We start from the raw sequence: 12,232 nt of genomic DNA on the forward strand, positions 1-12,232 counted from the left end.
TGGTCACATGACCGCGCATCGCACCCGTTCCGCCGACCGCACCGCGGCGAGACCCCCCAGGAGTTCAAGAGCCAGATCCCGATCGCTGCCACCGCCTCGAACGGATCACCCTTCGAACAGCAAAAAAGCGGCCATCGACTCGATGACCGCTCTTCTACACGATGTCTACTTCTGTGGAGCTTAGGGGATTCGAACCCCTGACCTTTTCATTGCGAACGAAACGCGCTACCAACTGCGCCAAAGCCCCTTGCGGCGACAAGATTAGCACAGCCGCGAGAGGGCGCCGCGAGGGTGCCGTGTGGGCCGGGTCTCGTTGGGGGCGGTCAGATCCAGGAGTCGAGCCACATGCGGGCGTGCCATTCGTCGCGGGGGATCGCCTCGCCGGTGTAGATGGGCCAGAAGTAGGCGAAGCAGAGGACGACGACGGCCACGAAGGCCCCGGCGATGAGCGCGCCGGTGAGGCGGCGCTCGGGTGAGCCGAGGGCGGGGAGGCCGACGTCGCGGCGGCGCCGGTCGGTACGGCCGATGATCATCCCCAGGCACCAGGTGACGGCGCCGATGAAGAAGGGGACGGCCGGGGCGGCGTAGAAGAAGAACATCGTCCGTTCGGGGTAGAAGAACCACGGGACGATGCCCGCGCCGATGCCGGCGAGGAGGAACCAGGCGCGCCAGTCGCGCTTGTGGAGGGCCCAGACGAGGAGGGCGAGGGCGGCGGGCACGAAGGTCCACCACAGGAGCGGGGTGCCGAGGAGGAGGACTTCGCCGGCGCAGTCGTTCGTGCCGCAGTTTACGTCCGAGCTCCAGTAGAAGACCACGGGCCGCAGGTCGAACAGCCACTGCCACGGCCAGGACTGGTAGGCGTGCTCGGAGTGCAGGCCTTCGTGGAATTCGAGGACGCTGAAATGGTACTGCATCCAGTTGACGAGCGTGCCGATGACGGGCGGCTCGGACTTGCCCTGGTCGGCGAGCCAGTGCCGGTAGGAGCCGGTGTCGTTGAGGAACCAGCCGGTCCACGAGAGGGTGTAGACGCCGATCGCGACGATCCCGAACCAGAGGTTCTGCCCGAACTCGTAGATGAGGGTGTCGCGGAAGGGCTTGCGGGCGCCCACGTCGACGCGCAGCCGCCAGTCCCACAGGATGTACAGGGCCATGACGACGAGGATGTACCAGAGGGCGCTCCACTTGGTGGCCATGGCGAGTCCGAGGAGCACCGCGCACGCGATCCGCCACCACGGCAGGCCGAGGCGGGGGCGGCGGCGGGCGGCGTCGAGGCCGTCCTCGATCGCGGCGAGCCAGCCGGCGCGGCGCCAGTCGCGGTCGCGCACGAGGCAGTACATCGCGGCGAGCAGGAGCGTGGCGATGAAGATGTCGAGCAGGGACGTGCGGGAGAGCACGAGGTGGCTGCCTTCGACCGCGAGGAGGAGCCCGGCGGTGCCGCCGAGGAGGGTCGAGCCGGTGAGGCGGCGCATGAGCCGGATGAGAATCGCGACGCCGATGATCCCGGCGAAGGCCGCGGCGATGCGCCAGCCGACCTCGTCGTAGCCGAAGGCCCATTCGCCGAGTCCGATGAGCCACTTGCCGAACGGCGGGTGCGCGACGTACGCGGAGCCGTTCGTGCCCGGGTCCCATTCGACGCCGTAGGTGAGCATCGAGTGCGCGTCCTGCGCGTAGTAGACCTCGTCGAAGATCAGGCCCTTGGGGTGGTTCAGGCCGATCAGACGCAGCGCGGCGGCGATCCCGGTGACGAGGAGGGTCACCCAGAGGGCGCGGCGGCGGTCGTCGGGGACGGTGCTCTGGAGACGGGCCCGGACGGCGGGGAGGGGGCCGGGGAGCGGCGTCGGCCGCCAGGCGGCGGGCGGCTGCTCGGGCCGGACTGCGGTGGCGCTCACCGGGGTGAGTCTAGGGCCTGAGGACACATTGTGGCGAGTCGCGTCAGGCCGTAGCTGCCCGTCGGTCAGTGCACCAGTTCTTCCGGCGGCGTGAAGTCCCCTTCGCCGTTCATGTCCCATTGGGCGGCGAGGATGTCGGCGACCGCGTTGGCGGGTTTGCCGAGGTTCGCCTTGCCCACGAGGTTCTGCGGACTGTCCGGGTCGGCGATGAACGCCGCGGCGGCCGCGTTCGGGGTGAAGCCCACGAACCAGTTGGTGGAGTTGGAGTCGGTGGTGCCGGTCTTGCCCGCGACGGGCCCGTCGACCGCGGCGCCCACCTGCGGGGCGGTGCCCCACGTGCAGGTGCCGGCGGCCGCGCCGTATTCGGTCGGGCAGCGGGCCGCGTCCACGGCCGCGCGGGCGACCTCGACGCTGAGCGCCTGGTCGCACTCGGACTCGAACGGGATGGTCTCGCCGGTCAGGGTGGTCGCACTGGCGGCCGGGATCGGCGGGCAGTACACGCCGTCCGCCGGGAGCGCCGCGTAGGCGGCGGCCATGTCGAGCGGCGTGGTCTGCGTGACGCCGAGGACGAACGGGCCGAACGTCTCCGGGCTGTTCTGGACGAAGTTCAGGTCCTCCTGGGCCCGGAACTTGATGCCCAGCCGCTCGGCCACGTTGATGGCCTTCTCGACGCCGATGCGCTCGGCGAGCTGGACGAAGTACGTGTTCACCGATTCGCCGAAGCCGGTCCACATGTTGTAGTTGCCGACCTCGCCCTTCGAGGCGTTCTTCGGGCACCAGTGGTTCCCGCACGAGGCCTCGCCGTCGCCGACGATGTACTTCGACGTGTACTGGTAAGGCGAGTAGATCGTGGTGTCAAGCGGCAGGCCCTCTTCGAGCGCCGCGAGCATCGTGAACATCTTGAACGACGAGCCGGCCTGGTACCCGGCGACCGCCGAGTTGCCGCTCAGCAGCGGGTTCGTGGTGTTCGGGTACGAGCCCTTGTACTCGGAGTTCGAGGTGTTGGGCCCGTTGTCGGAAGTGTCGTTGGAGTAGTTGCGGTTGACGGCCATCACCTGGATGCCGCCGGTCCCCGGCTCGACCACGACCGAGCCGAGCGCGTACTCCGAGCCGGTCGGCTTCTGCTTCTCGACCGCCTCCTGCGCCGCGTCCTGCAGGTCCACGTCGAGGGTCGAGACGATCTCGTAGCCGCCCCGGTAGAGGCGGGCCTTGCGGACCTCCTCGGAGTCGCCGAAGTCGGCCTGCTGGTTCCACCACTGCTCGAAGTAATCGACGAAGAACCCGTAGTCGGAGTCGATCGCGCCGCCGGAGGTGTTGTTGGCCTCCTGCGGGTTGAGGTTGAGGCCCTCGGCCCGCGCCGCCTCGCCCTCGGCGGAGGTCAGGAACCCGACGTCGACCATGCGGTTGACGACGTGGTCGCGGCGAACCTGCGCGGCCTCGGACGAGCCGTTGATCGGGTCGTAGTTCGACGGGGACTGGATGAGGCCCACGAGCATCGCCGACTCGGCGACGGTGAGGTCCGCGGGGACCTTCCCGTAGTAGACCTGCGCAGCCGCGCCGATCCCGTACGCGCCGTTGCCGAAGTAGACGGTGTTCAGGTAGTTGGTGAGGATCTCCTGCTTGGTCATCTCCTCTTCGAGCGCCAGCGCGTACCCCATCTCCTGGACCTTGCGGTCGATGGTGACCTCGCTGGCGGCGGCGACCTCGTCGGGCGTGGTCGCGGTGTAGGAGAGGACCTGCCGCACGTACTGCATGGTGATCGTCGAGGCGCCCTCGGAGGTGCCGCCGTCGGCGATGTTGGTGACGAGCGCGCGCATGACGCCTTCGGGGTCGACCCCGTTGTGCTCGAAGAAGTTCGAGTCCTCGGTGGCGACGAGCGCGTTGGTCACCGACTCGGGGATCTGGTCGAACTCGAGCTGCACCCGGTACTGGTCGCCGAAGGTGGCGATGACCGTGGTGCCGTCGGAGGCGTAGAGCGTGGAGGCCTCGGGCGCGGGCGGGAGCACGAGCTCGTCGGGCAGTTCGAGGACGGTCTCGGAGCCGACCTTGGCGAGGCCGCCGAAGGCGCTCGTCACCGGCAGGAAGGCCAGGCCGACGACGAGACCGAAGGCGACCGCCACCGGCACGAGCGCGAACATGGCGCGCCGCTGCACGGCGGTGATGGGTCCGAACCAGGTCTGCGCCACCGGTTTCGAAGAATCACTCACGCTGTCTCCCGAGGAGCCCCAGAGCGGGGTAGGTACGGTCAATGCAAATGGGCGCGGCGTAGCGCCGAGTCAGGCGGAGTTTCGGGGGGCCGGTCCACTCTACGACGCCGCGCCTCGCGGGCGGCGGGGCCATCCGACCCGGGTGGGCGTCATTACAACCCGTCCGCGGGCTCGCGCGCCGCCCGCCCACAGGGTGCCCGGGCTGCTACCGGGGGCGACGGACGCGGGGTGCGTTCGTTTCGGCGTTCGCCTCGCCGTTCGCATGGTCACCAGGCGAACGCGAGGGCGGCGGCGAGCACGGCCCCGGCGGCGACCCAGCACAGGCCGATCGCGCCGGAGCGTCCTTCGTAGAGCCTCGTGGCGCCGGAGACGGCGACGAGCGCGATCGCGACGGCCGTGAACAGCACGAGCGAGGGCGCCCAGCGGAGCAGGAGCCCGGGAGTGCCGCCGACGTAGGCGCTGTGCGCGTCGGGCCCGGTCGAGCGGGCCGGGAGGGTGGCGCCGACGTCGTCGACGGTGACGTCGCCGGTGAGGTGGAGGTCCTTCGCCCAGTCCGTGGTCTCGAAGCGGCCGGTGCAGGCGGGCGCGAACCCGTCCTCGCAGGAGGTGACCTGCACGGTCCCGTACTCGTAGTGGCCCAAGGAGATCCACAGGGCGGGGGCGGCGGTCCATGCGAAGAACATGAGCAGGCAGGCGCACACGAGGATGCCGAGGAGCGCGGGCGCGAACGGCTTGGGTTCGCGGCGGCGCTGGGGCCGGTCGGGCTTGGCGTGCTTCTTCTCGGATTCGGCGGCCCGCTCCCAGACGGCGCGGATCGCGGCCATGCCGTCGGTCTGGGAGCCGAGGGGCCCGCGCTGGGAGACGGGCCGGGGGGCGGCCGCGACGGGGTCCCAGGTGTGCTCGCCGACGGTGCCGTACGCGGCGGGCAGTTCGGGGACGGGCGCGTTCGGGGGCTCGGACGCGGGCTGGTGCGGGGGGTCGACCGCGCGGTTGGTTCCAGACATACCGGTTATTGCATCACCGAATTCGCGAACCGGGGCGCAATCGCGCCCGGACCGCCGTGTCGGGGGAGACGAGACGTGCGCCGTCCAGAGGTCCGGACAGTGCCGGTCTTGATATCTGGACCGATAACATGGGGCGTATGACTCACGTATTGACCGCGCTGGCCTGGCCTTACGCCAACGGCCCGCGCCACATCGGCCATGTAGCAGGATTCGGGGTCCCCGCCGACGTCTTCGCCCGCTACATGCGCATGCGCGGTCACGACGTCCTGATGGTCTCGGGCACGGACGAGCACGGCACGCCGATCCTGGTGCAGGCCGACTCGGAGGGGCTGACGGCGGCCGAGGCCGCCGCGAAGTACAACCGGATCATCGTGGAGGACCTGGACGCGCTGGGCCTCTCGTACGACCTGTTCACGCGCACGACGACCGGGAACCACTACAAGACCGTGCAGGAGCTGTTCTCCACGCTGTACGGCAACGGGTACATCCTGCAGAAGAAGACGCTCGGCGCGATCAGCCCGTCGACGGGCCGCACGCTGCCGGACCGGTACATCGAGGGCACGTGCCCGCACTGCGGGTTCGACTCGGCGCGCGGCGACCAGTGCGACAACTGCGGCCGCCAGCTCGACCCGACGGACCTGATCGACCCGAAGTCGCGGATCAACGGCGAGACGCCGAAGTTCGTGGAGGAGGACCACTTCTTCCTGGACCTGCCGGCGTTCGCCGATGCGCTGAACGCGTGGCTGGACACGCGCACGGGCTGGCGCACGAACGTCCTGCGGTTCACCAAGAACCTGCTCGACGAGATGCACCCGCGCCCGATCTCGCGCGACCTGGACTGGGGCGTGCCGATCCCGCTGGAAGGCTGGATCGACCGGCCGGACAAGCGCCTGTACGTGTGGTTCGACGCGGTGATCGGGTACCTCTCGGCGACGATCGAGTGGGCGCGCCGCTCGGGCGACCCGGACGCGTGGAAGCGCTGGTGGCAGGACCCGGAGGCGGTGTCCTACTACTTCATGGGCAAGGACAACATCGTCTTCCACTCCGAGATCTGGCCGGCGATGCTCTTGGGCGCCAACGGCGAGGGCGCGAACGGCGGCGAGCCGGGCCCGCTCGGCAAGCTGAACCTGCCGACCGAGGTCGTCTCCTCGGAGTTCCTGACGATGGAGGGCAAGCAGTTCTCGTCCTCGCGCCGCGTCGTGATCTACGTGCGCGACTTCCTGGAGCGGTACTCCCCCGACGCGCTGCGGTACTACATCTGCGCGGCGGGCCCGGAGAACCAGGACTCGGACTTCACGTGGGCGGAGTTCCTGCGCCGCAACAACGACGAGCTGGTGGCGGGCTGGGGCAACCTGGTGAACCGCTCGATCGCGATGGCCGCGAAGAACTTCGGGGCCGTGCCGGAGCCCGGCGAGCTCGAGGAGGTCGACCGGGAGCTGCTGGCCACGACGAAGGCCGCGTTCGACACCGTCGGCGACCTCATCGGCGCCAACAAGGTCCGGGCCGGGATCGGCGAGGCCATGAAGGCCGTCGCGGCGGCGAACAAGTACCTCGCGGACACCGCGCCGTGGAAGATGAAGGAGGACCCGAAGCGCCAGGGCACGGTCCTCTACACGGTGCTGCAGGCGGTCTCGGACCTGAAGACGGTGATGAGCCCGTTCCTGCCGCACTCGTCGCAGCGGGTGCACGAGCTGCTGGGCGGCGAGGGCGTGTTCGCGCCGATGCCGTTCATCGAGGAGGTCGCGGACCTCGACGAGGGCCAGGGCGCGACCGACGGGCCGTACCCGATCCTCACCGGCGACTACTCGGACGTGCCGAAGTGGGAGTCGGTGCCGCTGGTGCCGGGCACCGTCCTGGAGAAGCCGACCCCGGTGTTCACGAAGCTCGAGCCGTCCATCGTGGACGAGGAGATCGAGCGCCTGAACGCTTAGGAGCGCAAGCGGAAGGGCCCGGCTCCGGCCGGGCCCTTTCCGTATGCGCTCAGATGGCGGGGGCGACTTCGCCGCGCTCGACCCATTTCTCGTAGACGCCGCGGCGCACGGCCTCGGCGCCGGTGCGGGACAGGACGTCCGGGCTCGGGCGGGAGAGCCGGAACCGCGCCCACTCGTCGTCGGCGTCCACGAGGGAACCCGGGACGCCCTTCCACACGACGTGGTTCGCCTCGCGCAGGACGCGGCGCACCTGGTGGACGCGGCCCTGCTCGACGCCCGGGATGTCGACGCGCCGTTCGAGGGTGAGCGGCGACCACTGCTGGCCCGAGTACGCGAACAGTTCGAGCTCGGCGCCCTGCTCGGTGAAGGCGAGGATCCGCGCGCCTTCGGGGAGCGGCAGGTCGGTGAGGTCGGCCGTGACGTGCTCCGGGATGAGGTGCCCGGTGGAGATCGCGAACCCGGTCCCGAGCACGGGCATGCCGCGCCGGTCCGAGGACGGCATCGCCGTCAGGCCTTCGTATTCGGGGGCGACTGGCGCCTGGTAGTCCCACGGGTCCGCGGCGGGCCAGCGCAGGGCGAACACCCACGGCTCGCTCGGCTCGGTCTCGCCGCCGAGGACGGAGCGCGCGGAGGGGGTGCGCAGGTGCGCGATGTCCCAGCGGCGGTAGCAGAACCCGCCGGGGACGGCGGCGGTCTCCATGAGGCGGGCGATCTGCGGAGCGGTGACGGGTCGCTCCATCAGCTCCCCGGGGGCGACGGCGGCGGAGCGGCGGACGCGGTCGAGGAGGACGCGCGCGGCGGGGTCGAGGTGCGGGGTCTGGGTCAGGCGGCGCACGTACTCGAGGTCGAGGCCGGGCGCGAGGGGGACGGTGAGGGAGCGGTCGTCGGCGACGGCGACGGGCACGCCGTCGCGGAGGACCTCGCCGCCGTGGGCGAAGTGCCGGTAGGGGTAGTCGCTGCCGGGGCGGGGGTTGGCCAGGAAGTCGGGGCGCGGGAGGGCGGAGAACAGCTCCCAGGCGGCGCCGTCCGCGAAGGGGAGGCCGGGGTACTTCTCGCCGCGCCATTCGACGGTGACGAGGGTCTGGGGTTGCGTCGGTTCGGCCGGGACGGCGGGGCGGCGTTGCTGGAGCGCTGCGGCGCGGTTGCGGCGGGACGCGAGGTCGCGGGTCATGTGCGTCTCGATTCGTCTTGCGCGGATGCGACGGCGTGGTGCGACGGCGTTGTCGAGAACCCGGTTTACGCGGATGATGCTGTCGCCGGACGGTAGTTGGGTTCCCACGGCCTGTGGTTCGACTGTCCGCCAACGTAAGCGCCGCCTGTCAGGCGTGGATGTCCGGTAAATGAAGAAGATGTTACGGCGGCAGCATTACGCACCCCAGGTTTCCGCTAGGAGCGCTTCCATTGGCGCCGTACCGTTGATACCGTCCCAAACCCCCACCCACCCGGGGGACTGTGGCCGCAAGCCTCCCGCGCGGGTACGACAGGAACGGGGGCGGCGGCGCGAATGTCACCCGATCGTGTGGGCTCGCGCGGGGCGCGGGGCGCGGGGCGCGGGGCGCGGGGCGCGGGGCGCGGGGCGCGGGGCGCGGGGCGCGGGGCGCGGGGCGCGGGGCGCGGTCAACGATGCTGCCGGATCGCGCGCGCCGCCGCGCCGCGGTGGCGCGGTGGCGCGGAGCGAGCGCGGCGCGGCGGCCCGCCGGCTCCCGCACCGCCGACCCCGGGACCGCTCGCGGTGCGGCGTGGCATCGTTGAGGCGTGTACCGATCCGAACCCGCGCCGCTGCCCGAACCGCTGCCGCATCCCGTCGCCGACAGCCACACCCACCTCGACCTCGTCGACGTCTTCGGCGCCGAGGAGGAGCTGCCGGTGCCCGCCCCCGACGCCCCCGGCGTCAAGGCCCGCCTGGACGAGGCCGAGGCCGCCGGGGTCGCGCGCGTCGTGCAGGTCGGCACCGACGTCGAGTCCTCCCGCTGGTCCGCCGCGCTCGCGGCCGCCGACCCGCGCGTGCTCGCCGCCGCCGCGCTGCACCCGAACGACGCCCCGCGCCAGGCCGACCTCGACGCGGCGCTGGCCGAGATCGACGCGATCGCCGCGCTCCCGCGCGTCGCGGCCCTCGGCGAGACCGGCCTCGACTACTTCCGCACCGACGAGTCCGGCCGGGCCGCGCAGCAGCGCTCGTTCCGCGCGCACATCGACATCGCGAAGCAGCGCGACAAGACCCTCGTGATCCACGACCGGGACGCCCACGAGGACGTGCTCGCGGTCCTCGACGCCGACGGCGCCCCCGACCGCGTTGTCCTGCACTGCTTCTCGGGCGATTTCGCGTTCGCGAAGGAGTGCGCGCGGCGCGGGTTCTTCATGAGCTTCGCGGGGAACGTGACGTTCAAGAACGCCCAGAACCTGCGCGACGCCGCCTCGGTCGCCCCGGCCGAGCTGGTCCTCGTCGAGACCGACGCGCCGTTCATGGCGCCGATCCCGGTGCGCGGGCACCGGAACCACCCGGCGCTCACGAACTACACGGCCCGCTTCCTCGCCGACTACCTCGACCGCGACCTCGAGTCCTGGTGCGAACGGCTGTGGGCGAACACGGAGGCCGCGTTCGGCCGCTGGTGATCAGCGGCACGGCCCCGGAGTTCAGTCGACGTCGACGGCCGCTTCTGCGGTCGCGGTGTTCCCCTCGGCGTCGGTGAGCGTGAACGTGAAGAGGTACCGCCCGTCGTCGGGCAGGCTCACCTCGCCCGCGAGGATCCCGGTGCGCAGCTCGATGAGGCGCATCTCCTCGGGCGCTTCGCCTTCGAGCCCATAGGTCGCAGTCCACTCCTCTGCGGGGAACGGCGCCCCTTCGAGGTCGTCGGCGAGGATCCGCACGCTGTTGGGCCCGGGCCGCCCGGGTTCGAGGACGAGTTGCGCGGAGTACACGTCGGTGGTGACGAGCGTGGCGGTCTCGGTGGACTGCGCCTCGGTCGTCTCGGTCTCCAGCAGCGCGGTCTTCGCGGGCACGGCCTGCACGAGCACCGCGACGGCGGCCATGACGCCCGCGAGGAACAGGGTCTCGACGCCGGCGGTGACGCGCAGCCGCTTGCGCCCTTCGGCGCGGCGCACGAGCGCGCGGCGCGTGAACAGGCCCGCGCCCACGATGACCGCGAACAGGACGGCCTTGAGGATCACCAAGCGCCCGTAGGTCGTGTCGGTGAGCGCCGCGATCGAGTCGATGTGGAGCAGCGCGGAGGCGACCCCCGCGACGAGCACGTTCGCGACGAGCCAGGGCACGAGCGCGAGCCAGGTCTCGGCGGTCTTGTCGGGGATCTCGACGCCCTTGCGGCACGCGAATATGAGGAGCGCGAGCACACCGCCGGCCCACGCCATCGCCGCGCCGAGGTGCACGAGGTCGGCGACGAACGCGACGACCACGGGCTCGGTCGCCATGGGGTGCCCTGAGAGCGGCCAGGTGGCGGTGAGCGCGGCGCCGACGGCGGCGAGACCGGCGACGAGCGGTGGCCGCGGTTCCTCCTCGCTCGTGACGACCGTGCGCATGAGCGGCAGTGCGAGGAGCACGAGCATGAGCCGCAGGAGCCCCGCGAGGCCCACGTTCGACTCCATGACGGCCTGCAGCCCGGCCGCGTCGAGGCCGGAGACGCTGGTGCCGGTCTCGTACGCGGCCTGGAGCGGCAGGCCGAGCACGGCGGTCATGGCGACGACGGCGAGCCCGGTGGCGACCAGCTTCGCCGGGACCTCGCGCGGGCGGGCGCCGAGCGCGAGGAAGATCCCCGCGCCGAGGGCGAGTGCCAAGGCGGCGTAGCCGAACCAGCGGTTGCCGTAGAGCAGGGCCTGCACGAACGGGTCGGTGCCCGCGGTGAGCGCCGTGGCGCTGGGCGCCTCGGTCTCGGCGCCCACGGAGAAGGTGAACGTGCCGGAGACGGGGTGCCCGTCGTGGGAGACGACGCGGTAGCCGACGAGGTAGGTGCCCTCCTGGTCGGCGTCGACAGCGATGTGGAGGGTCGTCTCTTCCTCGTTCTGCGTGAGCCCGGTGTCGGCTCGGTCACCATCGGGAGCCACCACGCCGGTGGCCGCGTCTACGGGGGTGACTGGTTCGTTGAACTCGACGACGACTTCGCTCGGCGGCGCGTCCAGGAGCGCCCCGGAGGCGGGTTCGGTCTTGGTGGCGGTGGCGTGCGCCCACGCACCTGAGGCCGCGAGCGCGCCGAAGACCACTCCGAGGAGCGCACCGACGAGGGCCGCTGCGAGCGACGACCAGGCGGAGCGGGTCGCTGGTGCGGCGTGGCTGTCGTTCGATCGGGATCGCATCGCCGCTGAGCGTACTCGAATCCGCTTCGTGAATCGAGAGTTGGACCGGAGAAAGGCTGAGCGAGGCACATGGGCAAGTCGAACCGGAATACCGACCGCCGCCAGGCTGTTGAGGCGCTGCGCAGGCAGCAGGCCGCCGAGGCGAAGCGCCGGAAGATCGTGTTCGGGGTGGCGATCGGCGCCGCCGTGGTGCTGATCGGGGGGCTCCTGGCGTGGGGCATCTGGATGAACACCCAACCCGAGTTCGAGGTGAACGAGCCGTCCGCGGCGGTCACGGACACGTACGGGGTGCAGATCGGCGACGGCCCGGTCGAGATCGACCTCTTCATCGACTACATGTGCCCGGCGTGCAACCAGTTCGAGTCCGCGTACTCGGCGCAGATCCAGTCGTGGGTGGACGACGGCTCGGTCACGGTGAACTACCACCCGCTGACGATCCTCGACCGGTTGAGCTCCGGCACCGAGTACTCGAGCCGCGCGGCGGCGGCCGCCGTGTGCGCGGCCGACGCCGGCCAGCAGCAGTTCCTGGACTACACGCTGGCGCTGTACGAGAACCAGCCCGCCGAGAACAGCGAGGGCCTCACCGATGACGAGCTGATCTCGATCGGCAAGGACGTGGGCCTCGACGGCGACTGGCAGTCCTGTGTGGAGGACGACACGTACCGCGGATGGGTCCAGGAGGGCAACACGAACGCCACCACCGACCAGGGCATCACCGCGACGCCGACCGCGAAGGTGAACGGCGAGAAGGTCGAGAACTCGACGTTCGCCGACAAGGTCGAGGCCGCGATCGCGGGCTGACCGTTCGTTTCGGCAAGGGGCGGGGGGGGGGGGGGGGGGGGGGCCCCCGCGGGGGGGGGGGGGGGGGGGGGGGGGGGGGGGGGGGGGGCCCCCCC

Annotated in this window: 8 protein-coding genes and 1 tRNA gene; 3 read left to right on the forward strand and 6 right to left on the reverse strand. The window is 71.2% G+C overall.

Going from position 1 to position 12,232, the window contains the following annotated elements; all coding sequences use genetic code 11:
* Nucleotides 1-174: 174 nt before the first annotated feature.
* The 4 genes from O2L01_RS10645 to O2L01_RS10660 all read right to left on the reverse strand — a co-directional run bounded on the left by O2L01_RS10645 (nt 175) and on the right by O2L01_RS10660 (nt 5,100).
* Nucleotides 175-247, reverse strand: a tRNA-Ala gene (locus O2L01_RS10645).
* Nucleotides 248-323: 76 nt separating this feature from the next.
* Nucleotides 324-1,889 carry a dolichyl-phosphate-mannose--protein mannosyltransferase gene (locus O2L01_RS10650; protein ID WP_270121909.1) on the reverse strand — a complete coding sequence of 522 codons (1,566 nt, stop codon included), beginning with the start codon at nt 1,887-1,889 and terminating at the stop codon, nt 324-326.
* A gap of 65 nt (nt 1,890-1,954) precedes the next feature.
* A complete protein-coding gene (locus O2L01_RS10655; protein ID WP_270121910.1) occupies nt 1,955-4,096 on the reverse strand; it encodes a transglycosylase domain-containing protein in 2,142 nt (713 codons plus the stop codon).
* 266 nt (nt 4,097-4,362) lie between these two features.
* Nucleotides 4,363-5,100, reverse strand: coding sequence for a hypothetical protein (locus O2L01_RS10660; protein ID WP_270121911.1), 738 nt, complete (start codon nt 5,098-5,100; stop codon nt 4,363-4,365).
* A 137-nt stretch (nt 5,101-5,237) separates the two neighbouring features.
* On the opposite strand from O2L01_RS10660, the gene metG reads away from it, so the two are divergent.
* Nucleotides 5,238-7,031 carry a methionine--tRNA ligase gene (metG, locus tag O2L01_RS10665; RefSeq protein WP_270121912.1) on the forward strand — a complete coding sequence of 598 codons (1,794 nt, stop codon included), beginning with the start codon at nt 5,238-5,240 and terminating at the stop codon, nt 7,029-7,031.
* 49 nt (nt 7,032-7,080) lie between these two features.
* Here metG and O2L01_RS10670 read toward each other — a convergent pair whose 3' ends face one another.
* Nucleotides 7,081-8,202 carry a hypothetical protein gene (locus O2L01_RS10670; RefSeq protein ID WP_270121913.1) on the reverse strand — a complete coding sequence of 374 codons (1,122 nt, stop codon included), beginning with the start codon at nt 8,200-8,202 and terminating at the stop codon, nt 7,081-7,083.
* A 584-nt stretch (nt 8,203-8,786) separates the two neighbouring features.
* Here O2L01_RS10670 and O2L01_RS10675 point away from each other — a divergent pair.
* Nucleotides 8,787-9,644: a TatD family hydrolase gene (locus O2L01_RS10675; RefSeq protein ID WP_270121914.1), complete on the forward strand. Its 858-nt coding sequence runs from the start codon at nt 8,787-8,789 to the stop codon at nt 9,642-9,644.
* A 21-nt stretch (nt 9,645-9,665) separates the two neighbouring features.
* Here the strand turns inward: O2L01_RS10675 and O2L01_RS10680 are convergent, their stop codons facing one another.
* Nucleotides 9,666-11,336, reverse strand: coding sequence for a copper resistance CopC/CopD family protein (locus tag O2L01_RS10680; RefSeq protein ID WP_270121915.1), 1,671 nt, complete (start codon nt 11,334-11,336; stop codon nt 9,666-9,668).
* Nucleotides 11,337-11,405: 69 nt separating this feature from the next.
* On the opposite strand from O2L01_RS10680, the gene O2L01_RS10685 reads away from it, so the two are divergent.
* Nucleotides 11,406-12,137: a DsbA family protein gene (locus tag O2L01_RS10685; protein WP_270121916.1), complete on the forward strand. Its 732-nt coding sequence runs from the start codon at nt 11,406-11,408 to the stop codon at nt 12,135-12,137.
* Nucleotides 12,138-12,232: the final 95 nt, after the last annotated feature.

This window comes from Glycomyces lechevalierae (assembly GCF_027622945.1).
Taxonomy (GTDB): Bacteria; Actinomycetota; Actinomycetes; order Mycobacteriales; family Micromonosporaceae; genus Glycomyces; species Glycomyces rutgersensis.

Bases quoted from the DNA above. Each gene is read 5' to 3' on its own strand.
- O2L01_RS10660 (WP_270121911.1), bottom strand. From the start codon at position 5,100: ATGTCTGGAACCAACCGCGCGGTCGACCCCCCGCACCAGCCCGCGTCC.
- metG (WP_270121912.1), top strand. From the start codon at position 5,238: ATGACTCACGTATTGACCGCGCTGGCCTGGCCTTACGCCAACGGCCCG.
- O2L01_RS10670 (WP_270121913.1), bottom strand. From the start codon at position 8,202: ATGACCCGCGACCTCGCGTCCCGCCGCAACCGCGCCGCAGCGCTCCAG.
- O2L01_RS10680 (WP_270121915.1), bottom strand. From the start codon at position 11,336: ATGCGATCCCGATCGAACGACAGCCACGCCGCACCAGCGACCCGCTCC.
- O2L01_RS10685 (WP_270121916.1), top strand. From the start codon at position 11,406: ATGGGCAAGTCGAACCGGAATACCGACCGCCGCCAGGCTGTTGAGGCG.